13 protein-coding genes and 1 tRNA gene are annotated in these 22,024 nt (G+C 61.9%); 4 read left to right on the forward strand and 10 right to left on the reverse strand.

Going from position 1 to position 22,024, the window contains the following annotated elements:
- Window positions 1–1,249: 1,249 nt before the first annotated feature.
- The 5 genes from IC234_RS17510 to IC234_RS17530 all read right to left on the reverse strand — a co-directional run bounded on the left by IC234_RS17510 (window position 1,250) and on the right by IC234_RS17530 (window position 6,302).
- A complete protein-coding gene (locus IC234_RS17510) occupies window positions 1,250–2,518 on the reverse strand; it encodes an adenylosuccinate synthase (protein ID WP_190927191.1) in 1,269 nt (422 codons plus the stop codon).
- A gap of 213 nt (window positions 2,519–2,731) precedes the next feature.
- Entirely contained in the window at window positions 2,732–3,082 is a 351-nt protein-coding gene (locus tag IC234_RS17515) for an STAS domain-containing protein (protein ID WP_190927193.1), read from the reverse strand.
- On the reverse strand, window positions 3,079–3,696 hold the full coding sequence (locus IC234_RS17520) for a Fur family transcriptional regulator (RefSeq protein ID WP_190927195.1): 618 nt from the start codon (window positions 3,694–3,696) through the stop codon (window positions 3,079–3,081). Before IC234_RS17520 ends, IC234_RS17515 begins: the two co-directional genes overlap by 4 nt.
- Before the next feature lie 42 nt (window positions 3,697–3,738).
- Window positions 3,739–4,098, reverse strand: a complete 360-nt coding sequence (locus IC234_RS17525) for a CHY zinc finger protein (RefSeq protein ID WP_190927197.1) — start codon at window positions 4,096–4,098, stop codon at window positions 3,739–3,741.
- Entirely contained in the window at window positions 4,095–6,302 is a 2,208-nt protein-coding gene (locus tag IC234_RS17530; RefSeq protein WP_190927199.1) for a RelA/SpoT family protein, read from the reverse strand. Before IC234_RS17530 ends, IC234_RS17525 begins: the two co-directional genes overlap by 4 nt.
- Before the next feature lie 137 nt (window positions 6,303–6,439).
- Here IC234_RS17530 and IC234_RS17535 point away from each other — a divergent pair.
- From IC234_RS17535 to IC234_RS17545, 3 genes are all read left to right on the forward strand, one after another.
- Window positions 6,440–6,521, forward strand: a tRNA-Leu gene (locus tag IC234_RS17535).
- 88 nt (window positions 6,522–6,609) lie between these two features.
- Window positions 6,610–7,935, forward strand: coding sequence for a trigger factor (tig, locus tag IC234_RS17540; RefSeq protein WP_190927201.1), 1,326 nt, complete (start codon window positions 6,610–6,612; stop codon window positions 7,933–7,935).
- 141 nt (window positions 7,936–8,076) lie between these two features.
- Window positions 8,077–8,784, forward strand: a complete 708-nt coding sequence (locus IC234_RS17545) for a ClpP family protease (RefSeq protein WP_190927204.1) — start codon at window positions 8,077–8,079, stop codon at window positions 8,782–8,784.
- Window positions 8,785–9,643: 859 nt separating this feature from the next.
- On the opposite strand, the gene IC234_RS17550 is transcribed toward IC234_RS17545, so the two are convergent.
- Together IC234_RS17550 and IC234_RS17555 are read right to left on the reverse strand one after the other, a co-directional pair.
- Window positions 9,644–10,270 carry a GNAT family N-acetyltransferase gene (locus IC234_RS17550; RefSeq protein ID WP_190927206.1) on the reverse strand — a complete coding sequence of 209 codons (627 nt, stop codon included), beginning with the start codon at window positions 10,268–10,270 and terminating at the stop codon, window positions 9,644–9,646.
- Between the two features lie 374 nt (window positions 10,271–10,644).
- Window positions 10,645–14,778, reverse strand: coding sequence for an ATP-binding protein (locus IC234_RS17555; RefSeq protein WP_190927208.1), 4,134 nt, complete (start codon window positions 14,776–14,778; stop codon window positions 10,645–10,647).
- Window positions 14,779–15,051: 273 nt separating this feature from the next.
- Here IC234_RS17555 and clpX point away from each other — a divergent pair, with 273 nt between their 5' ends.
- Window positions 15,052–16,275, forward strand: a complete 1,224-nt coding sequence (gene clpX, locus IC234_RS17560) for an ATP-dependent Clp protease ATP-binding subunit ClpX (RefSeq protein WP_190927210.1) — start codon at window positions 15,052–15,054, stop codon at window positions 16,273–16,275.
- 72 nt (window positions 16,276–16,347) lie between these two features.
- Here the strand turns inward: clpX and IC234_RS17565 are convergent, their stop codons facing one another.
- The 3 genes from IC234_RS17565 to IC234_RS17575 form a co-directional block, all read right to left on the reverse strand.
- Window positions 16,348–20,085 carry an IPT/TIG domain-containing protein gene (locus IC234_RS17565; RefSeq protein ID WP_190927213.1) on the reverse strand — a complete coding sequence of 1,246 codons (3,738 nt, stop codon included), beginning with the start codon at window positions 20,083–20,085 and terminating at the stop codon, window positions 16,348–16,350.
- A 202-nt stretch (window positions 20,086–20,287) separates the two neighbouring features.
- A complete protein-coding gene (gene lpxB / locus IC234_RS17570; RefSeq protein ID WP_190927215.1) occupies window positions 20,288–21,400 on the reverse strand; it encodes a lipid-A-disaccharide synthase in 1,113 nt (370 codons plus the stop codon).
- A gap of 131 nt (window positions 21,401–21,531) precedes the next feature.
- Window positions 21,532–21,948: a 6-pyruvoyl trahydropterin synthase family protein gene (locus tag IC234_RS17575; RefSeq protein ID WP_190927217.1), complete on the reverse strand. Its 417-nt coding sequence runs from the start codon at window positions 21,946–21,948 to the stop codon at window positions 21,532–21,534.
- Between the last annotated feature and the right edge of the window lie 76 nt (window positions 21,949–22,024).

A 22,024-nucleotide genomic window follows, 5' to 3' on the forward strand; every position in this document is an offset into this window, starting at 1 on the left:
GTTCATCCTGAGCCAAGATCAAACTCTCCATTGTAAAAATGTCTACACCCAGGCGAACCCGGGCTGATGTCGAGTGCTGACCTTGCTCACATTTTGACGTTATGGTCAAATTTGTTTCGCTTGGTTTGTTGCACAGTCCTTTTTCCGAAGAAGAAGCAACAAGTACAACACTTACTATTTGTCTGTTTCCGTCATTCAAAGAACGTATGATGCTTCCATTTGAAGCGTCAGTGCGGGTCCTAATTCAACCCAGGCTTTTTCTTTATAAATCTTAATCCGTTTTGGGATTGCAAAGATAAAGCTTTATTTTAATTTGGCAACTACTAATCAAAAAATTTAAGGTTTTTCAACCAGTCTTGCTACTTAACCGCTTTCAATTAAAGCGGCTTTTAATTTGTATGTCAGTCTGTTAGGGTCGACTCTTACAAACTCTTGTCGTTTTGGGAGTGCAAAGGTAAGGCTTTTTTGCGACTTTCCAATCTTACGACGAAAATTTTTTAATTATTCTCGTTTCGATTTTCAATCTCTGACTACCTCCGGTTGAAGCGGGCTGCAAAGGTACGGTGGCTTTTTTCGCTAATGCAAGCCATTTGAGAAATAAATTTCAAGTCTTGCGAATGACTACGGTGGGGAAGACAAACTTCTTTCCGCAGGCGTTCCTTACCCTTCAATTTGTTGCTCGGGCAGATGCTCCGGCGTTTCCGTTGGTCCGTTTGACGTTTCGGGACTGCAAAGGTAGAGGGACTTTCTGGAGTGACAAGGGCACTTAAACGAAATAGTTGGTTTGAAGTTGTAAGTAATTGATTGATGCGGCAAAAAAATGATTTGCTGCTAGACTGATGAGCTAGAATGGCGGTTTGAAGCTGATTCTAAACTTGGGTTAAATGCGGATTGCGGCGTCGTGAGTGCTTATAGGGCGGAGCCAGAACAGTTATATGAAGGCACTCATGGATACTGGGGCGTCGGTGAAGGAAAGTGACTTTACCCCTCCCTACCCTATTGTTTGTGCCTTGTGATTTTGAGGCGGGAGTGTGTCTGTGAGGTATCCAATTGAGCTATTTCGCTAAAAAAAGCCCCGCCTCCCTTGCCAGGTTTAAGCTGGAAAGGGATGCGGGACTAAAGGAACGTGGAAGAACCGTCGACTTGCCGAGGTTATTTGAGCGGCGATGACCTTAGGGCTTTGTTCAGTAGTGTTGTCTTTCTTGTGCTTGGTCTGACGTTCTTAATATTCGGGTTAGGCCTTCGCTGGTTAGCGATGGAGGGTGCTAATGCGGTCGGGGCCGACGCTAATGATGCTGATGGGGACCTGGAGTTCCTTCTCAAGGAATTCTAAGTAGGCGGTGAGGTTGGCGGGGAGTTGGGTGGCGTCGGTGATTTGGGTGAGGTCGGTGTTCCAGCCGGGGAGGGTTTGGTACTCGGGGGTGATGGTGGTGAGCTCGCCGGGGTCGGGAAGCTGGGGGGTGCTTTCGCCGGTGGCGGTGCGGTAGTGGGTGCAAGCCTGGATTTCGGCGAAGGCATCGAGGACGTCGGCTTTCATGAGATGAAGTTCGGTGACGCCATTGAGCATGATGGCGTAGCGGAGGGCGGGCAGGTCTATCCAGCCGGTGCGGCGGGGGCGCCCGGTGGTGGAGCCGAATTCGCGGCCGGCCTGGCGGATTTGCTCACCGACTTCGTCGTGGAGTTCGGTGGGGAATGGACCGCTGCCGACGCGGGTGCAATAGGCTTTGGTGATGCCGTACACCTTGTCAATATGACGCGGGGCGATGCCTAGGCCGGTGCAGGCACCGGCGGCAATGGTACTGGAAGAGGTGACGTAAGGATAAGAACCGAAGTCGATATCCAATAAGGAGCCTTGGGCGCCTTCGGCGAGGATGCGCTTGCCTTGGGTGAGGAGGTCGTTGAGCAGGTATTCGGTATCGGTGAGCTGGAGGGTGCGCAGGAATTCGACGGCAGAGAAGAAGTCGTCTTCGAGGGCTTCGATTTCGAGTTGCTTGTTGTGATGAGCGGCAATGGCGGCGTGCTGGGCGACGGCCTCTTTATAACGCTGCTCAAAATCGGGCAGGAGAATGTGACTGACGCGTAGACCCACGCGGCCAATTTTGTCGGAATACGTTGGGCCGATGCCTTTGAGGGTGCTGCCGATTTTGGTGTTGCCGCGGGCTTCTTCGCTGATGCGGTCGAGGGCGCGGTGCGAGGGGAGAATGAGTTGGGCCTTTTTGGAGATGTAAAGGTTTTTGGACCATTCGATGCCGCGGTCGGTGAGTTTTTGAAGCTCCTGGCGGAAGACGACCGGGTCGAGCACGACGCCGTTGCCGACGACGTTGATGATGTGCGGATGGAAAATGCCGCTGGGCACTTGGTGCAGGACGTGCTTGACGCCGTCGAAATACAGGGTGTGACCGGCGTTGGGGCCGCCTTGAAAGCGTGCAACGGCGTCGTAGGTGGGCGCAAGCACGTCTACGATTTTGCCTTTGCCTTCATCGCCCCACTGGAGGCCTACTAATACGTCTACTGGCATGTGTTCTGGGTTTCGACTTCTGACGGGCGCCTCCCCTCCAGGCCATTTCGCCTTGGAACAGGGAAAGCCAGATGGAACGGCGGCGCCTTGGGAAGTCTATTATTAAAAAGGGGGTTATTGGAGTTGATTTACGGCAAACTGCTCGGCTGTCAGAAAGTCTTTCGCGGCATTCAGAATGACATTTTCGAACCGATTAAGCAAAAAAATGGCCGCCTAATTGGCGGCCGGGGTTAGGAGTTGGCGGGCGGTGGCTTCGTCGGGCGAAACGGTGAAGATGTTGTTCAGCTTCGTGATTGCCAGCATTTTCTTGGGGTGGTCGGCGGGGTTGATGAGGACCATTTCGCCGCCGCGGCTGCGGAACTTGGTGAGGAGCGAAACGAGGACGCCGATGCCCGTACTATTGATGTAGCGGATTTCGGAAAGGTCGACGGCACATTGGTTGAGCTCTTCGCCGAGGTGGGTGTTGACGGACTGCAGGAGTTGGTCGGTATCGGGGCTGCCAATAAGGTCGCCGGTGAGGCGAACGAACAGGATGCCGTTTTGAACGGAGCTGGTGGTGGTCATGCGGATGGAGCGGATGCGGAAGAACGGGCGGCGGCCTGGGCGCGACAGTCGCCGCAGATGCCGTAAAGATTTAAAGAATGGTGCAAGATATGGAAGTTCAGAAGCTCGCCGACCATCGTCTGGATACCGTGAATGCGTGGGTCGCAGAATTCCACCACTTTATGGCATTCGGTGCAGATGACGTGGTCGTGCTGGCGGTAGCCATAGCTCTTTTCATACTGGGCCAGGTTGCGGCCGAACTGGTGCTTGCTGACAAGGCCTTGCTCGACGAGCAAATCTAAGGTATTGTAAACGGTGGCACGGCTCACTTGCAGGCCGCGCTCCTTCATGCCGGCGTAGAGCTCATCGACGTCGAAGTGGCCGGAGCGGGCATAGATTTCTTCTAGTATGGCGTAGCGCTCGCCGGTTTTGCGCAGGCCTTTGTTTTCGAGGTGGGCCGTAAAGAGCTTGCGGACTTCGTCGAGCTTGTCGGTGTTGAGCGTGGCTTCGGAGGCGGCGCTGGGCGTGTGCTTGGCGGCGTAGCCGGTTTCGGAAGAGCCGCCGGGCCCCTGCCCTTCGGCGGCCCGAGTTTCGGGTGCGTGAGGAAGGGGCGAAACTGTTTCGGGAGTGCGCACTATATAAGGAGTGTAGTTGACGGGCAGAAAAACCTACGCTTGTTAAGCGCCAAGGAGGGTTTTAGGTTCTACCGGCTCAAAATAAAGCGGATAATGCCGGGCGCAACCGGGATTGAAGGCAGCTTGGCAGTGCGGACAGCGGTTGCCACAGCTTAGGTAACGTTCGATGCTGAGGGTGTTTTTGCAATTGCCGCAGTAGATGGCCTCGGCCTGAAACTCAGCGGCGGGCCATACCGCGAGGGCATGGCCCGCAGTTTCGAGGTGGCAGTCGAAGCAGGCGTAGAATTCATCGCAGCACTTGAACTTAATGGCAATGATGTCGCGCTCCGAATGCCAATGAGCGCATTGGGTGCGCTCGTTGACGCCGGTGCCGTGGCAAACGATGGGTGCGGCCGAACTCATGCGTGCTGCGAATCGAATCGCTCAACCTGCAGCACGCCGTTGACCTTGCGCAGGCGCTGAATGAGCTTGTTGAGGTGGTCGGTGTCGTTGACGAACACCATAATCTGGCCCTCGAAAATGCCGTCGTCGGCGTTGATGGTGATGGAGCGCATGTTAACCTTGAGACTGGTGCTGATAATGCGCGTCACGTCGTTGACGAGGCCCACGCGGTCGGAACCTTTGAGGCGGATACCGGCCAGGAAAGCCAGTTCCAGTTGGTCGGTCCACTTGGCGCGCACGATGCGGTTGCCGTAGTTCGACATCAAATCGACGGCGCGCGGGCAGCTGGTGCGGTGAATGATGAGGCCCTGGTCGGTTTCGAAGCCGAACACGTCGTCGCCGGGAATGGGATTGCAGCAGCGCGCAATGCTGTAATTGAACTTGTCGGTGTGCTCCCCTACTACCAGCATGTCGGGCCGCACGCCGCGAATTTTCTGGACCTCGTTGTCGAAAGTTTTAGGTTCGAGCACGGAAGGAACCGGCTTGTCCGAAGTGAACAACGATTCCCGAATGGTGCGGCCGTCGACCTGGCCGATGGCGAGGCGGTAGTAGAATTCCTGCGCCGTGGCCACGTTGAAATAAGCCAACAAACGATTGAAGTTTTCCTGCGTGAAAGGCACGCCGATGTTTTCCATCCGTTTTTCGAGCAGGAAACGGCCATCTTCGGCTTTGGCGCGCTTGTCGTCGCGCAGAAAATCCTTGATTTTGGAGCGGGCCTTGGTCGTGATGACGTAGTTGAGCCATTCCGGCGTGGGCCGCTGCTTGTGCGAAGTCAAGATTTCGACTTGGTCGCCGTTGTGCAGCTGGTAGCTCAGCGGCTCCAGCTTCTGGTTCACCTTGGCGCCGAGGCAGTGCAGGCCGATTTGGGAGTGGATGTCGAAGGCAAAATCCAGCGCCGTGGCCTTATCCGGCAGAATAACCAGCTTGCCCTTGGGCGTGAAGGCATATACTTCCTTCACGAACAGGTTCTGCCGGAACTCATCCATGAATTCCAGCGCGCTCGAGTTATTCGATTCCAACATCTCGCGCACTTTGTTCACCCAGCCTTCCAGCGAGCTTTCGGGCTGAATGCTGCCCGTGTCCTTGTATTTCCAGTGCGCGGCGTAGCCCTTTTCGGCAATGTCATCCATACGGCGCGAGCGTATTTGCACCTCCACCCATTGGCCCGCGCGCGACATGACGGTGGTGTGCAGGCTCTCGTAGCCGTTGGCTTTCGGCGTCGAAACCCAGTCGCGCAGGCGGTCGGGATTGGGCTGGTAGAAATCCGTCACAATAGAATATACCTGCCAGCAAGCCGCTTTTTCCTGCTCCGGCGGCACGTCCAGAATCACCCGAATGGCAAACAGGTCATACACCTCATCGAAGGTGATGTTCTGCTTCTTCATCTTCTTCAGGATGGAATAGATGCTTTTCGGGCGCCCCTTGATTTCATACTCAAAGCCCTGCGCCTTCAGTTCATCATCAATCGGCTGCACAAACTCCTTAATGAAGCGGTTGCGCGCCGCCTGGCTCTGCCGCACCTTCGACTTGATGTCGTTGTACGTCTCCGTATCCGTGAACTTGAGATATAAATCCTCCAGCTCACTCTTTATAGTATAGAGTCCCAGCCGGTGCGCCAGCGGCGCGTACAGATACAATGTTTCCGAGGCAATTTTCAGCTGCTTGTGGCGCGGCATCGAGTCCAGCGTCCGCATGTTGTGCAGGCGGTCGGCAATCTTGATGAGAATCACGCGCACGTCCTCGCTCAGCGTGAGCAGCATCTTGCGGAAGTTCTCGGCCTGCTCGCTCGTGCCGTACTCAAACACGCCCGAAATCTTCGTGAGCCCATCAATAATCCGGGCCACCTTGGTGCCAAACTCGCGCTCGATGTCCGAAATTTCCGTGGGCGTGTCCTCCACCACGTCGTGCAGCAGCGCCGCCACAATGCTCGTGGTTCCCAATCCAATTTCCTCCACCGCAATCTGGGCCACCGCCAGCGGGTGCAGAATATATGGCTCGCCGGACTTGCGACGCATTTCCTTATGCGCCTCAAGGCTCTGATTAAACGCCTTTTTAATCAGCTTTGGGTCGCCGTCCTTCAGGTACGGCTTGGCCGTGCGCAGCAGGCGGCGGTAATGGCGCAGGATTTCCTGGCGCTCAGCTTCGGGAGAGATAACGGGAGGCATAATAGGTAAAGTAACAACGCACGCGCAGAAAAGGTGGCTTCACAAGACACCACGGCCTACTTATACCCGCGCTTTGCGCACAAGGATTTTCCCGAGTACCTTTGCGGGCCCGTAGCAGTCGGCGTGCGGCACCATATGCGGATATGGCGAAATTGGTAGACGTGCCAGACTTAGGATCTGGTGCCGCAAGGCGTGTGGGTTCGAGTCCCTCTATCCGCACTTTTTTCTGATACGGCCTTCAGTCGCATAGGCTGGAGGCTTTTTTTTCAACCACTCAACCTGGCCAGCGGAAGCCGGCTCCCCTGTTTTGAACATTACCCTCGACAAGAACGACGAGCAGCTGACCGGGCTGCTGACCGTGCACCTGACCGAAGCCGACTACGCGCCCACCGTCGACAAGCAAATCAAGGAGTACACCAAGCGCGCCCAGGTGAAGGGCTTCCGCCCCGGCATGGTGCCCGTGGGCATGGTGCGCAAAATGTACGGGAAAGGCATTCTGGCCGAGGAAATCAACAAAATGCTGGGCAAGGCCGTGGACTCCTATATTAAGGAGAACAACATCAAGCTGCTGGGCGAGCCCCTGCCCGTGGCCAGCAACGTGGATTTCGACACCGACAAAGACTTCGATTTCCAGTTTGAGCTGGGCCTGCTGCCCGACTTCACCCTGCCCGAAAGCCTGACCGCCGAGCTGCACAAGGTGACCATCGACGACGACACGCTGGCCCAGACCAACGAGCAGATTGCCCGACAGTACGGCGAAACCACCAACCCCGAGGTTTCGGAAGCCGGCGACTACCTCTTCGGCAAGCTGAAGAAGGCCGACGAGGAAGGCGACGGCCGCACCGTGCTGCTGCCCATCAACAAAGTGGCCGCCGACCAGCAGGTGCAATTCATTGGCAAGAAAGGCGGCGACGTGATTACGTTCGACCTGCAAAAGGCCTTCAACAACGACGCGGCTTCGATTTCGAACTTCTCGGGCCTGAGCAAGACCGAGGCCACGGACGCCACCGGCGACTACGCGTTCAACGTGGAGAAGGTGAACCGCACGGCGGCTCCGGAATTCAACCAGGAGCTGTTCGACAAAGTATTTGGCCCGGAGGCTGTTTCGAGCCAGGAAGAGTTCGACGCCAAAGTGCGCGAAACCATTCAGTCGAACTACGACCGCGAGGCCGAAGGCGCCCTGAACAACAGCATCGTGGAGCAGCTGGTGAACACCGTGGACATCAAAATCCCCACGGAGTTCTTCAAGAAGTGGCTGGTGCGCGCCAACGAGGGCAAACTGACGCCCGAACTGGTGGAGCAGCACTACACCGACTACGAGAAGGAGCTGAAGTGGAGCATGATTCGCAACAAGGTGGTGGAAGAAGCCGGCCTGAAGGTGAGCAACGACGAAATCGTGAACCGCACCCTCGACAAAATCATGGGCCAGTTCAACATGCCGAACATGCCCGACGAGATGCGCGAATCGATGCGCAGCTACGCCGACCAGTACCTGAAGCAGGAGAACGGCAAGAACTTCGTGAACGAGTACGAGGCCATTCTGGCAGAGAAAGTGCTCGAAAACCTGCGCGGCAAAGTTGTTGTTACGGACAAGCCCGTAACGGCCGAAGAATTCCGGACCCTGCACAGCTAAACCCTGCGCGGCCCGCTTTTTCAAAAAGCTCTTACGGAGACGTAGGGGCTTTTTTGTTGGGGTTCCGACAACATTCCTTTACTTCGCTCGTCTTTCTAACCTCACCCGTGCCAGCTTCGGCGGGCGCCTCAATTCCTTCAAATGCTGAATAAACAAGAGTTTCGCAAGTTTGCCGTTAAGCACCAGGGCCTCAGCGGGCTGGGTGTTGACCAGTACATCCAACACGTGGAAGGCCAGACCCGCGGCGGCCTTATCCTGCCCACGGGCATGACCCGCTCGGTAATTGAGGAGCGCCCCACGCGCTTTGCCGAAATCGACGTGTTTTCGCGCCTCATCATGGACCGGATTGTGTTCTTGGGCACGGCCGTGGACGACTACATCGCCAACATCCTGACGGCCCAAATGCTGTTCCTGGAGTCGGCCGATGCCAAGAAAGACATTCTGCTCTACATCAACTCGCCCGGTGGCTCGGTGTACGCCGGCCTCGGCATCTACGACACCATGCAGTACGTGAACCCCGATGTGGCCACGATTTGCACGGGTTTGGCCGCTTCGATGGGCGCCGTGTTGCTGGCAGGCGGTGCCGCTAACAAACGCTCGGCCCTCCCCCACGCCCGCGTGATGATTCACCAGCCCTCGGGTGGTGCGCAGGGTCAATCGTCGGACATCGAAATCACGGCCCGTGAAATCCTGAAGCTGAAGAAAGAACTGTATGACATTCTGGCGCAGCACACCGGCAAAACCTACCAGGAAATTCACGACAACTCGGACCGCGACTACTGGATGCGCGCCGACGAGGCCAAAGAATACGGCCTGATTGACGAAGTGCTGGAGAAGAAGAAAGCTTAACTATCAGCTTTCTCGGATTTAACAAATTCGCTTAGACACAAAAAAGCCATTACTGAATCAGTAATGGCTTTTTTGTGCACTTGTAAATGAGCAGTGCGTTAGCTCAGGCATTTAAAGCTTAGCGATGAGCCCGATTTTGAGTCAGGTTTGTCTGCAGCCTATCGCAGCAAATGCGCAGGGCGGAGCATTGAGCAGCACCGGGTCAGCAAGCGCAACTGGGGTGCTAGCCATTGCTTTGCTGGCCCTGCTGCTTCAGCCGCTAGCACGACCTTGAGCAGGCACACCACACAGCAAGCGCCCTGGCTGAGGCTACTGCTTACTTCCACGGTGCCGCCATAGGTTTCCCAGCGGCTGTAGCGGCGGACGCCTTCGCCCAGCGTGCCACCCACGTGCTACCGCGGCTATTGGGCAACAGGCTGAGCACGTGCAAACCGCGGCTAGTGCCGCCAATAACGCCAGAGCACAGACTCCAACCCGTTACATCAGGTCATTCGAGATGCAGCGGGTAGCAGTGGCAGCATGAATGGACAGCATTTAGAACACCTTAGCCAGCAGACATTCAGCGCAGCCAGTTCCGCTAAGTTGTAGTGAGTGGGTGTGCCGGACGACAACCGTTTGCTACGCAGTGATTACGGCCAGCCGCATGCGCGCGGGAATGACGTTGGCGGCAGCTGGACGCGGCTCCGGGGTCGTGGTGGCGGTGAAAGACCACCCGGTGGACCAGGCCGACGTAACGGTGGACGACAGGAAAACTAATTGCAGATGAGGTACGTGAGGTTCCATGAGTGCGTGGTGAGAATAGCGTGAAGAATGTTCCAGGTGTGAATGGTAGCAGCGGCGTGGGATGTGCAGAGAGATTTCAGGCGTGGCCTTCGCGCACCAGGCCCCAGTTGATGGGGGCGTCGGGAGTCTGGCCGGTGGCGCACTCCCCCATCAGCCGAAACCCGAGCCGTTGAAAAAAGCCCAACAGCGTGGGTTGCTGCGTGTCGAGATAGCAGGGCCTGTGGGCGGCCTGCATGGCGGCCAGCGTCACGCGCAGCAGGCGCTGGCCCAAGCCCCGGCCCCGGTCGGCGGGGCGCACGGCCAGGGCCAACAGGTAGTGTTGCTGACGAGCCGTGAAACTGTGGCGCCGCAGCCACGTGGTGGCCACCAAGAAATGCCGCAGCCGCTGAAATCCGGCCCATTCCAAGCGCCAGAGCGCGGCCGGCAGCAGGGCGGTGCGCAGGAAGCGCCGCAGCGTAGCCGCCGGATGTTCGGGCCCAATCCACACGGCCAGGGCGTTGCCTTCGGCGTTGGTGTACACGCGGCCGTAGCGCAGGCCGAAGCGCAGCACCTGTTCCAGCAGCCAGAGGCGCTGCTCATTGGCATCCGGGCCGGTGCAGCAGTAGTTCAGTACAGGGTTCTCGGCGCAGGCCGACTCCAGAAAGGCCGTGGCCCAACTCAAATCGGCGGGCTCCAAGCGGCGCGCGGGCAAGTTCGTGACCATACTATCAAACCGTTGAAGATGACGTGGACGAAGAGGGCGGCAGGCTGGGCAGAACAACGGGGCGATACCCGCGGCCCGCCCCGGGACTTGAGGCGGGCAGGGCAGGGTTGCGGGTAGCATTTTTTCATGAAGCGTGGCAGACAGGAAATCGGGGCGATGGCAGATAGCCAAAACAACTGCCTGCGTTCCGTTCTGCAATTCGTTCCCGTTGCCAATGCGTTTTTGCTTGTTGCGCGGCTTTCGCGTCGGTTGCAAATGCATTGGCGTTTGTAGCAAAGCGACCTTGGGCGCGCCACCTCACCGCGCATTTACCCGTAGCGGTTGCGCGCTCCGGCCGGCAAAGGGTTGCACTCTGGCCATGCGGGCGGTGGGAGTCAGGCTTCGCTGCGGCCGGCTTTGTGGTGGCGCACCGTGGCGCTGGGCGGGTAGCCAAACTGCCGCGAAAACGCCGTGGAAAACGCCGCCGGACTCCCAAAGCCAACCTGGTACGCCACTTCGGCCACCGTGCCCACCTGGGCCTGCAGCAGGGCCAGGGCCCGGTAGAGGCGCGCGCTCCGAATGCACTCGCCCGGCGACTGTCCGGTGAGGGCCTTCAGCTTGCGGTGCACCTGGGTGCGGCTCATGCCGATGTCGGCCCCGAGTTCATCAACGCCAAAGGTTTCGTCGCTCAGGTGCGCGAGCACCGACTCGTTGACGCGCCGGAGAAATTCCTGGTCAAGAGAAGGCAGGCCGGCCACGGCTTCGGCGTGGGCCGCCAGGCGGCTGGCCGGCTCGCCATCGGCCAGGGCCGGCGGGGCATGTTCGGCCCCGAAGCGGGCGCGCACGCGCTGGCCCAGCACCAGCAGGTTGCGCACCTGCGCCCGTAGCTCGCGCGGGTTAAAAGGCTTGGCCAGGAAGCTGTCGGCTCCGGTTTCGAGGCCTTCGAGCTTGTCGGCGGGGCCCGATTTGGCGGTGAGCAGGATGACGGGAATGTGGCTGGTGGCGGGGTCGGTTTTGAGAGCGGCGCACACCTGGTAGCCGTCCAGGCCGGGCATCATCACGTCGCTCACCACCACGTCGGGCACTTCGGTCCGGGCCCGGTCCAGACCAGAAGTGCCGTCGGCGGCCAGCAGCAGGCGGTAGCCGTCCGGGGCCAGCGCGTCGTGCACAAAGCTGCGCACCTCCTCGTTGTCTTCGATGATGAGCACCAGCGGCGCATGGGGCAGTGCCAATTCGGCCGGGCTTGCATCGTCCTCGGCCCCAGCCGCCGGCGTCGCGGGCGCGGGGGCGGCAGATGGCGGCGGTGTTTCGGCAACCGAGCGCAGCCCGCGCGGCAGCTCCACCGTGAACGTAGCGCCCACCCCCGGTTCGCTGGCCACGGCCACGGTGCCGCCGTGCAGCACCGTGAGCTCGCGCACCAGCGCCAGCCCGATGCCCGTGCCGGTGCGCGGCTTGCCGGGCACGCTGTGGGCCTGGTAGTACCGGTCGAACAGAAACGGCAGGTCGGCGGCGGCAATGCCGGGGCCGGTGTCGCGCACGGCAATCGTGACACGGCCCGCCGGCGCGGCGGCCGTGGCCGGCAGCTCGGCCACGCTGACGGTGACGGTGCCGCCCGCGGGCGTGAACCGCAGCGCGTTGGCCAGCAGGTTGGTCACTATTTCTTCCAGCTTGGCGGCGTCGAACACCAGCGGTACGGCCGTGGCTGGGGCTTCGCAATGCAGGGCAATGCGGCGGCTTTCGGCCAGAGAGTCAAACGAGGCCACTAAGTGCCGTACGGCAGCAGCGGCATCGCCGGGCGTGGGCTGCAGGCGGAGGGCGCCGGCTTCGAGCTTACTCAAATCAAGCACCTGGTTGATGAGGGTCAGCAGCTTGCGGGCGTTGCGCAGCACCAGGTTGCCCATGTGGCGAGTGGTGAGGTCGGGCGCTTCGGCGGCCAGGGTTTCGGCGGGCCCCAGAATGAGGGTGAGCGGCGTGCGGAACTCGTGGCTGATGTCGGTAAAGAAATCGTTTTTCACCCGGTCCATCTCCTGCAGGTGCTCCAGGGCCTGGCGTTCCAGTTGGCGGTCGGCCCGCTCCCGCTCGCGGCGGCGCGTGTAGGCCCGCACCCAATAAATGGTCAGGCCAAAGCCCAGGGCGTACAGCGCATAGGCCCACCACGTGCGCCACCACGGCGGCCGGATGCTGAACGAATACGTGGCCGCCACGGGGCTCCACACGCCGGCCTCGTTGGCGGCGCGCAGCTCGAAGCGGTAGTCGCCGGGGGGGAGGTTGGTATAGGCAGCCGAGCGGGCGGCCAGGGGCCGGGTCCAGTCGTCGTCAAATCCCCGCAGGCGGTACTGATAGCGCACGCGGCCGGGGTTGGTGAGGCTATTGGCGCTGTAGTCGAAGGTGAGGTGATTGAGGAAATGGGGCAGGCTGGCGCCGGGCCGCAGGGCCGTGTCGCGCCGGAACAGGCGCAGGCCCGTGAGGCGCGGGTAGGGCGCCACGCGGTTGGGGCGGGCCCCGGCGGGCGTGTAGCGCATCAGGCCCGCCACGGTGCCGGCCCAGAGCGTCCCGTTGGGCTCGGCCAGTACGGCGTTGATGCCGGTTTCCTGGCCCATAAAGCCCTCTTCGCGGCCAAAAAAAGTTTGGCGGCCGGGGCCGGGCTCGTAGCGCAGCAGGCCGCGGGTGGTGCCCAGCCACACGTCGCCGCGGGCGTCGCACTGCACAAAATACGGGTTGTCGAGGTGGGCGCCGGGCTCTTCGCGCAGGGGCACCCGGCGCAGGCCGCGGGCCGCGTGGGCGGGGTCGTAGGTGAAGATGCCTTCGCCGAAGCTGCTCATCCACAACGCCCCCCGCTGGTTTTCGCTGATGGAAAAAATGGACAGCGGCTCGGCCCCGGCCGGCCGGGGCGCCACCATCCGGAAGCGCAAGCCGGGCGCGCCGCCGGGCCGCGGCGTTTCTTCGGCCTGCAGCAGGCCCGCGTTTTCGGTGCCCAGCCACATGGTGCCGGCGCGGCTGCGCAGCACTTTCATCACGCGGCGAGCCCCGGCCAGCGCCGGGCCCACGTATTGCTCGATGCGGGCCGTGGCGGGGTCGTAGATGACGAGGCCGTTGGTTTCGGTGGCCAGCCAGATGCGGCCGTGGGCATCCTCCACCATGCTGGCCACCGTGGTTTCGGCCAGGGCCGGAATCTCCGGACTGAGCAAGCGCCAGCGGCGGTTGCCGGCCTCCCACACCGCCGAGCCTCCCTGAATGGTGCCCACCCACACGTCGCCGTTGGCGCGGGGCAGCACCGCCCGCACAATGTTGTGCAGGTCGGGCTCGCGGCGGGGCAGCACCTGGCAGCGCGTGCCGCCCGCGGCCCCCGGGCTGAATAAAGCCAAGCCGTCGTTGGTGCCTACCCAGTAGCTGCCGGGCGCGCCCTGGGCCGGCGCCAAGGCATACACTTTGGTACCCGGCAGGCCGTCGGCCGCGTCAAACAACGCAAACCGGGCATCGGGCAGGTATTGAGTCAGGCCGTTGGCCGACGTGGACCACAGGTTGCCTTCGCGGTCGAGCAGCAGGTCGCCGCGGCGGTAGCTGTGCGAAATCAGGCCGGTGCCGGGCAAGCAGCGGGCCGCCGAGGCAGTGGGCGTGGGCAGGTAGCACAGGCCGTTGCCGGTGAGGGCCCACACGCGGCCCGCGCGGCCGGGCTCGGCCACCACGCGCAGCACGCGGTCGGAGCACAGGCCCTGGGCGGCGGTGTAGCGCCGCACCCGCCCGCCCGCCGCGGGCGGGTCGAGCACAAACAGGCCCGCCGTGGGCGTGCTGCACCACAGGCGGCCGTCGGGGGCGGCGCTCAGGCCCACCACGGCCCCGGTGCGGAGCTCTTCGGGCAGGGCGGCCGGCAGCGGGCGCGGCTGGCCGGTGGCGGCGTCGAGCAGGCGCAGGCCTTCGTCGGAGCCCACCCACAGGCCACCGGCCGGGGCGGGCAGCAGGGCACTCACGGCCTTGGGCTTGTCGTCGGAGCCGGCGCGGGCCTGCACCTGTTGGGCAACGGGCATGGCCAGGCTGTCGCCGGGCATGGGCGCATCGGGCCAGCGCAGGCAGTAGAGGGCCCCCCCGGCCGTGCCCACCCACAGGCGGCGGCTGGTGCCGGTGCCTTGGGGCAGCAGGGTGAGCACCTGGGCAAAACGGCCCTGCGCGCGGCGCGGCGTGATGCGCCGGGCCCGGCCCGTGGCCGCGTTGTAGTAGCAAATGGAGCCGTCGCGCATGCCCAGCCACAAGTTGGCGCCGGGGCCGGGGTCGGCGGCCAGGGTGGTGACGCGGGTGTTGGGCAGGCCCGAGCGGGTGGTGAGGGAATGAAACTCGTGGCCGTCGTACCAGGCGGCGCCCACTTCCGACACCAGCCAGAGCCGGCCCTGGCCGTCCTGGGCCAGGTCGCTCACGCTGGTTTCGGGCAGGCCTTCGCTCAGGCCGAAGCGGCGCGAGGGCAGCGTTTGGCCCTGGGCGGCCGGCGGGCCCGCGAGCAGGCAGGCGCCCAGCAGCCCTAAGCACAACCGTAGCACGGCCAGCAGGCCGTGCCACCTTTGGCGAAAAAAAGGCGTCCTTAATCGTCTGCTCAACATAGCGAACCGGGGTTCGACCACCTGATAATTGCCTGCAACGCAACCTGCTTGCGCTGATGCCTCAGGCTTTAAAACTACAAAATATCTACAGAGCGCACTATCTTAGTCTTTCCGCAAGGGCACCATTTTTCTCGTCGAAGGCGTTGGGCATGTCGTACCTTTGAGCCCGCTTGTCCAAAAACTTGCTCTCTACACCCTTCTATACCTCTTTCCGTGGCCGAAATATCCTGTTCCTTTTGCAATAAGAGCAAGCGCGAAGTCGCCGTCATGATTTCGGGCATCAACGCCCACATCTGCGAGAAATGCGTGGGCCAGGCCCAGCACATCCTCGACGAGGAGGCCAAGGCCCAGGACGCCAGCAAGCAGCCCAAGTTCAACCTCATCAAGCCCAAAGCCATCAAGGACCACCTCGACCAGTACGTGGTGGGCCAGGACGAAGCCAAGCGCGTGATGAGCGTGGCCGTGTACAACCACTACAAGCGCCTGATGCAGAAGCCCAGCGAGGACGAGGTGCAGATTGAGAAGTCCAACATCATCATGGTGGGCGAAACCGGCACCGGCAAAACTTTCCTGGCCCGCATGCTGGCCAAGATTCTGCAAGTGCCCTTCTGCATTGCCGACGCCACCGTGCTGACGGAGGCCGGCTACGTGGGCGAAGACGTGGAAAGCATCCTCACCCGCCTGCTGCAAGCCGCTGATTACAACCTCGAAGCCGCAGAGCGCGGCATCGTGTACATCGACGAAATCGACAAGATTGCCCGCAAGAGCGACAACCCCAGCATCACGCGCGACGTGAGCGGCGAAGGCGTGCAGCAGGCGTTGCTGAAGCTCCTGGAGGGCACCAACATCAACGTGCCGCCCCAGGGCGGGCGCAAGCACCCCGAGCAAAAGATGATTTCGGTGAACACCGAGAACATCCTCTTCATCTGCGGCGGCGCCTTCTCGGGCCTCGACCGCATCATCAAGAGCCGCCTGAACACCAAGCCGCTGGGCTTTGCCAAGACTAACCTAGAAGAGCAGGTAGACACCGAGAATTTCCTGCGCTACGTGTCGGCCCAGGACATCAAGAGCTTCGGCCTCATCCCCGAGCTCATCGGCCGCCTGCCCGTGCTCACCCACCTCAACCCCCTGGACCGCACCACGCTGCGCATGATTCTGACCGAGCCCAAAAACTCGCTCGTGCGCCAGTACAAGCGCCTGTTCGGCATGGAAAACATCGAGCTCGACTTCACCGAAGACGCGCTGGAATACATCGTGGAAAAAGCCGATGAGTACCGCCTCGGCGCGCGCGGCCTGCGCTCCATCTGCGAGAGCATCATGACCGACGCCATGTTCGAGATGCCCTCCGAAGAAGGCGCCGACAAGCTGCAAATCAACCTGAGCTATTGCCGCAGCAAGTTCGAGAAGTCGACGCTGCGCCACATGCGGGCGGCTTAGTTGAATTAACAATTAAGAAGTAAAAATGCCCGCCTGACGATTCAGGCGGGCATTTTTACTTCTTACTTGACATTATTCCACCACCAAGCGCTGCACGCTGGGCGCGCGGCCTTCCGTGTGCACGGTGAGCAGGTAGGTGCCGGCGGCCAGGCCGGCCGTGGACAGCTCAGCGGTGCTGCCGCTGAACGTGCGGGTGCTCACGAGCTGGCCCAGCACGTTGCGCAGCGTGAGGCTGGCCGACTTGGCGGGCAAGGCCAGCGTGAGGTGCAAGGTGCCTTTGGCCGCAATGGGGTTGGGCCACACGCTGAACTCGCTCTTGCTGGCATTGGCCGTGGCCGAAATGGCCGTTACGGTGAAGAGGCTGCCGTTGCTGACGCCGTTGGGCGTGGCCACAAACACGTCGCCGGTGGTGGCGCCGGTGGGCACCGTGGCCGTAATCTGGGTGGCCGAGTTCACGGTGTAGGTGGCCCGCAGGCCGTTGAAACGCACCGCCGTGGCGCCCGTGAAATCGGTGCCGGTGATGGTGACGGTGGTGCCCACCGAGCCGCTATTGGGCGAGAGCTGCGCGATGGTGGGCGCCGGCGCAGAACAGATGGCGCTCAGCACAAACGTGCCTTCATCGCCGTTGAAGCCGGTCACGAAAATGCGGTACGTGGTGCCCGTAGCCGCCGTAAAGGTGAGCTCCGACGACACGCCCCCGTTGAGGTTGCAGTTCGGGCCGTCGTCGTTGCCGGCCACGCACACGTAAGCGCCGCAAGCCCCTTCGTACACAAACAGCTTGGTATCGAAGTCGGTACCGGCGTTGCAGGTCGACACGGTGATGTTGGTGCCCGTGCCCACAATGGTGTAGAACACGCCGCCCGCGTCAATGTCTTCCACGCAGGTGCCGGTGGGGTCGCCTACGTCACTCGCGTTTACGGTGGTGCCGGTCACCGTCTGGCCACAAGTGAGGGCAATGGCGCTAGCGCAGGCGTCGTTGGCGGGCTGCACGTTGAAGTTGAACGACGACGTGCCCGTGCCGCCCGTGGCCGTGATGGCCACGGGGCCGGTGGTGGCACCGGCGGGCACCGTCACCGTAATCTGGGTGGCCGAGTTCACGGTGAATACCGGCGCCACGGTGCCGTTGAACGTGACCTGCGTGGCACCCGTGAAGCCGGTGCCCGTGACCACCACCACCGTGCCCGGCTGTCCCGCCGACGGCGAGAACGAGGTGATGGTGGGCGGCAGAATGACCGTGAACGGGCTGGCCGAAACGGCCGTGTTCACCGGCGTGGTCACGGCGAGGGGGCCCGTGGTGGCACCCGTCGGTACCGTGGCCGTAATTTGCGTGGCCGAGTTTACGGTGAACGCCACGGCCGCTACGTTGTTGAAACGCACCTCCGTGGCGCCCGTGAAGTTAGTACCCGTGATGACCACCGGCGTGCCAACGGTGCCGCTAGTGGGCGTGAAGCTGGTGATGGTGGGCGGCGCGCCCACCACAAACGGCGTGGCCGAGGTGCCCGTGCCCGTGGGCGCCGTCACGGCGAGGGGGCCCGTGGTGGTGCCCGCCGCCACCGTGGCCGTGAGCTGCGTGGCCGACACCACCGTGAAGCTGGCCGCCGGCGTCCCGTTGAAGGCCACGGCCGTGGCGCCCGTGAAATTGGAGCCCAGCACCGTGACCACCGTGCCCGCCAGGCCGCCCGTGGGCGTGAAGCTGGTGATGGTGGGCCCCACCGCGGGGGGCGAAATGGTAAAGTTGGTGTCCGAGATGTCGAAGAAGTAGTTGTCGGCGGCCTCCACCATGAGGCGGGCCTGCGCCTGCGCCGTGGTGGGGCTGGGCGCCACCACCACGGCCGAGCCGTTATTGGGCACGTTTTGGGCCAGCACCGTGGGGTAAGTCAGGCCGCCGTCGAGGCTGAGGCGAATGTTGACCACGGCGCAACTCACCGGGGCCAGGTTGGTGCCGGCCACGTCCCAAGTCACGGTTTGGGCGGCGCCGCCGGTCCAGGTCACGGCCGTGTTGGGATACTGCACCACGAAGGGGCCGGCCGCGGCGCTGCTGCTCAGGCTGACGGTGCTGCTATAGTTCACGCCGCCAATGACGCCCACCGGGCCGCTGTGCTGGTCGCGCACGGTCACCCGGAAGTTGAGCGGGCGCGTCACGGTGGGCAGGCGCTCGCCTATCACCGTGGCGTTGTTCAGGAGGCTGGGCAGGCGCGGGAAGTAGCGCGTGGGGTCGGTGCTGGGCACGAAGGAGCGAAACAGCGGAATGGTCTGGCCGGGCACCTGGGCGGCATTGGGCGAGCCCGAAGGGCCCAGGTCCAGCTCTTCCCACATGTAGGTCAACACGTCGTTTTCGGCATCGGTGGCACTGGCCGTGAGCTTAAAGGGCGTGCCGATGGGCAGCACCTTGCCGCTGGCGGGCACGGCCGTCACCACGGGGGCGGTGTTGCCGGTGGCCGCGTTCACGCTGCAGGTGGTGCCGTCGATGAAGGCGCGCATCTCCTGGTAATTGGCCGTATGAAAAATGGCGTCCGAGTTCGGCTGCAGGTTATTAGCTGAGCCGCAGATGCCCGCGTAGGCCATGATGGTGGAGCCCGAGCCCGGCTCGTAGGCCGTGCCGGCGTTGCGGTTGCCGTCGCAGCTGCCCGCGTTGTCGTTGTTGAAGGTGTGGTTGCCGCCAAACTGGTGGCCCATCTCGTGGGCCACGTAGTCGATGTCGAAGGCGTCGCCCACGGGGCTGGGCGAGCCCGTCACGCCGCGCGCCTTGTCGGCGTTGTCGCACACCACGCCCAGGTAGGCCACGCCGCCCCCACCGGTGCTCACCACGTGGCCAATGTCGTAGTTGTTCACCCCGATGATGGCGTTGATGTTGGTCTTGTTCTGGTCCAGCATCAGGCCGCCGTTGTTGTTGGTGTAGGGCACGGGCGGCGCGGTGCCGCCGTTCAGAAAAATCAGCTGGTTATTGTTGGCAACGAGCACCATGCGCACGGCCAATTCTTTCTCGTACACGCCCACCACGCGGTTCACGGTGGTGACTTCGCCGGCCATTACACCGGCCACGGTGTTGCCTTTGGTCGCGGCATACTCCGGGGTGCAGGCCAGGGCCAGGCGGTAGGTGCGCAGCTGCGGGCCGCTCGAGAGCACACTGGCCGTGCGCTGGGCAATGGTGGCCACCGAGCGGGCCGCTTTGGCCTTGGCACCGTCCTTTTTGGGGTCGAAGGCGCACACCAGAGCCGAACCGGCCGCGGCGCGGTTCATGTCTTTCTTATAAAATCCGAGGTAATGCCGCGCATCGGTGCGGCTCACGGGGTCGATGTAAAAGCTGTTGCCGTTGCCGGTGAGCACCTGGGCGTGGAAGCCGGCGGGCGTCAGGTCGAGGCGCACGGTGGCGGCCGGGTCGTCGAGGCCCACGCCGGCGTAAGTGGCGATGTCGGGGAAGTGCGCGGCCAAGTCGGGCACCATCACGGGCGCGTTGCGCACGGCAAAGCGGCCCAGGCGGCCGTTGGGCAGCGGCAGCGCCAGCACCAGCGGGGCAGCGCCGGCCTGCGTTTCGGAGGGCGCGGTGGCCAGGGCGGTGCGCAGGCCGGCCACGTCCAGCGTCAGCGGCTGGGCATGAAACAAAGCCGCCGACAGCGGCGAAGCGGCCGCGGCCGCTTTGGCTTCGGCATCGGCCCGGAAAAACGGCGAATCGAGTTGCTGGGCCTGGGCGGCCGCCGAGAGGCCCAACAGCGCGAGCAGCAGCCGGCCCACGCGCGCCGCGCCCTTGCGGGCCGACGAGCGAGCGGGTGACTGTGGGGTGGCCGGCCGGGGCTGGTAACGGTGCTTCATTCTACATCAACGGAATGGGGTGGAAGTGACAAATATAGCCCGTGGCCGAGGTTGGGCGGGGCCAAATCGACCAATAAGCGCTTTGAATCGGCTGCTGCTCCGGGCGCTCCCGCCGCCCACAAAAACGCCGCGCCCCGAAGCAAGCTCCGAGGCGCGGCGTTGGATAAGCCCGCTCACACGGCGGCCCCGACGGGCCGCAGCGCTAAGCGGCTTTGAGGTATTTCACCATCAGCTCGGCCGTTTTGCGGGCGGCCTGCTGCTGGCCCAGCTTCTCCCGAATGTCGGCGTAGCCGGCCTTGATGCGGGCCTTGTAGTCGGCATCGGTGAGCATCGTGCGCAGCTCATCGAGCAGGTTGCGGGCGTTGAAGTTGCCCTGAATCAGCTCCTTCACCACTTCGCGCCCGGCAATGAGGTTGACCAGCGAAATGTAGGGCACCTTAATCACCATCTTGCCAATGGTATAGCTCAGCAGGCTGGTGCGGTAGCACACAATTTGGGGCACGCCAAACAGGGCGGTTTCCAGCGTGGCCGTGCCGCTCGTAACCAGCGCTGCTTTGGCATGGGCCAGCAGGTCGAAGGTTTGGTCGAACACAAAGCGGATGCCGTTGCGGTGGAAGTGCTTATAATAATTCGGGTCGAGGTTGGTGACGCCGGCCACCACAAACTGGTACTCCTGAAAGCCGGGCAAGATGGCAATCATCTCGTGCAGCATCTCCTCGATTTCTTGCTTGCGCGAGCCCGGCAGCACCGCAATGATGGGCCGTTCCGGGTCGAGGCGGTTGCGCTCGTAGAAGTCGGTGGTGGGCTGAAACTCGGCCACGGCGTCGGCGGTGGGGTTGCCGGTGTAGTCGATTTCGTAGCCAAACTTGGCGTAGAACTCCCGCTCAAACGGCAGGATGGCAAACATCTTGTCCACGTAGGCCTTCACCTTCTCGACGCGGCCCTGGTTCCAGGCCCAGATTTTGGGCGAGATGTAGTAGAACACCTTGATGCCGTGCTCTTTGGCAAAGCGAGCCATGCGTAGGTTGAAGCCGGCGTAATCCACCAGAATCAGCACGTCGGGCTTAAAGGCGAGGATGTCCTGCTGGCACTGCTTGAGGTAGCCGCGAAATTTGAGGACGCTGGTGGCCGCTTCCACAAAGCCCATGATGGCCAGCTCTTTGTAATGGCGCACCAGCTCGCCGCCCTCGGCCTCCATCATGTCGCCGCCCCAGAAGCGGAACTGCGCGTCTGCGTCCTGCAGGCGCAGCTCGCGCATGAGGTGAGCGGCGTGAAAATCGCCCGACCGTTCGCCGGCTATCAAGTAGTATTTCATTAAAACAGTTATCAGTTAGTAGGTATCAGTGAGCAGTTTGTCGTTATCGTCTCCGTTGTGCTTATCCGAAGCGAAGCGGCTCCGGACAACTGCTAACTGTCAACTGATAACTGATAACTGTTCGCTGATGGCTAGCCGCCGTAATATTCCACGAAGTTGCGCGGCGTTTCGTAGAGTTTAACGCAGTGCAGGCGGGCTTGGGTGATGGCGGGCAGCTCGCGCTCAATGATTTGCCAAAAGGCAATGGCCAGGTTCTCGGTGCTGGCCATCTGGCCGGCCATGAAAGGCACGTCGAGGTTGAGGTTTTTGTGGTCGACTTGGTCGGTAATGTGCGTGCGCAGCAGGTCGGAAAGGGCCTTCAAATCGACCACGAAGCCGGTTTCGGGGTCGGGCTCGCCCTTCACCGTCACGATGAGGTCGTAGTTGTGGCCGTGCCAGTTGGTGTTGGCGCAGGGGCCGAACACCTCGCGGTTGCGCTCCTCGCTCCACTTGGGGTTGTAGAGCTTGTGGGCGGCGTTGAAATGTTCCTGGCGGCTGATGTATATCATTCTAGTTGTCAGTTGTTAGTTGCCGGTTGTTAGTCTTAATAGGAGGCAACACCCTCCTAACAACTGACAACTAACA

The organism is Hymenobacter armeniacus (assembly GCF_014699055.1).
Lineage (GTDB): Bacteria > Bacteroidota > Bacteroidia > Cytophagales > Hymenobacteraceae > Hymenobacter > Hymenobacter armeniacus.

Excerpts from the sequence above, each read along its gene's own strand:
- IC234_RS17565 (WP_190927213.1), bottom strand. The coding sequence starts at position 20,085 with ATGAAGCACCGTTACCAGCCCCGGCCGGCCACCCCACAGTCACCCGCT.
- lpxB (WP_190927215.1), bottom strand. The coding sequence starts at position 21,400 with ATGAAATACTACTTGATAGCCGGCGAACGGTCGGGCGATTTTCACGCC.
- IC234_RS17550 (WP_190927206.1), bottom strand. The coding sequence starts at position 10,270 with ATGGTCACGAACTTGCCCGCGCGCCGCTTGGAGCCCGCCGATTTGAGT.
- IC234_RS17575 (WP_190927217.1), bottom strand. The coding sequence starts at position 21,948 with ATGATATACATCAGCCGCCAGGAACATTTCAACGCCGCCCACAAGCTC.
- IC234_RS17515 (WP_190927193.1), bottom strand. The coding sequence starts at position 3,082 with ATGACCACCACCAGCTCCGTTCAAAACGGCATCCTGTTCGTTCGCCTC.
- IC234_RS17545 (WP_190927204.1), top strand. The coding sequence starts at position 8,077 with ATGCTGAATAAACAAGAGTTTCGCAAGTTTGCCGTTAAGCACCAGGGC.
- IC234_RS17510 (WP_190927191.1), bottom strand. The coding sequence starts at position 2,518 with ATGCCAGTAGACGTATTAGTAGGCCTCCAGTGGGGCGATGAAGGCAAA.
- IC234_RS17530 (WP_190927199.1), bottom strand. The coding sequence starts at position 6,302 with ATGCCTCCCGTTATCTCTCCCGAAGCTGAGCGCCAGGAAATCCTGCGC.
- IC234_RS17525 (WP_190927197.1), bottom strand. The coding sequence starts at position 4,098 with ATGAGTTCGGCCGCACCCATCGTTTGCCACGGCACCGGCGTCAACGAG.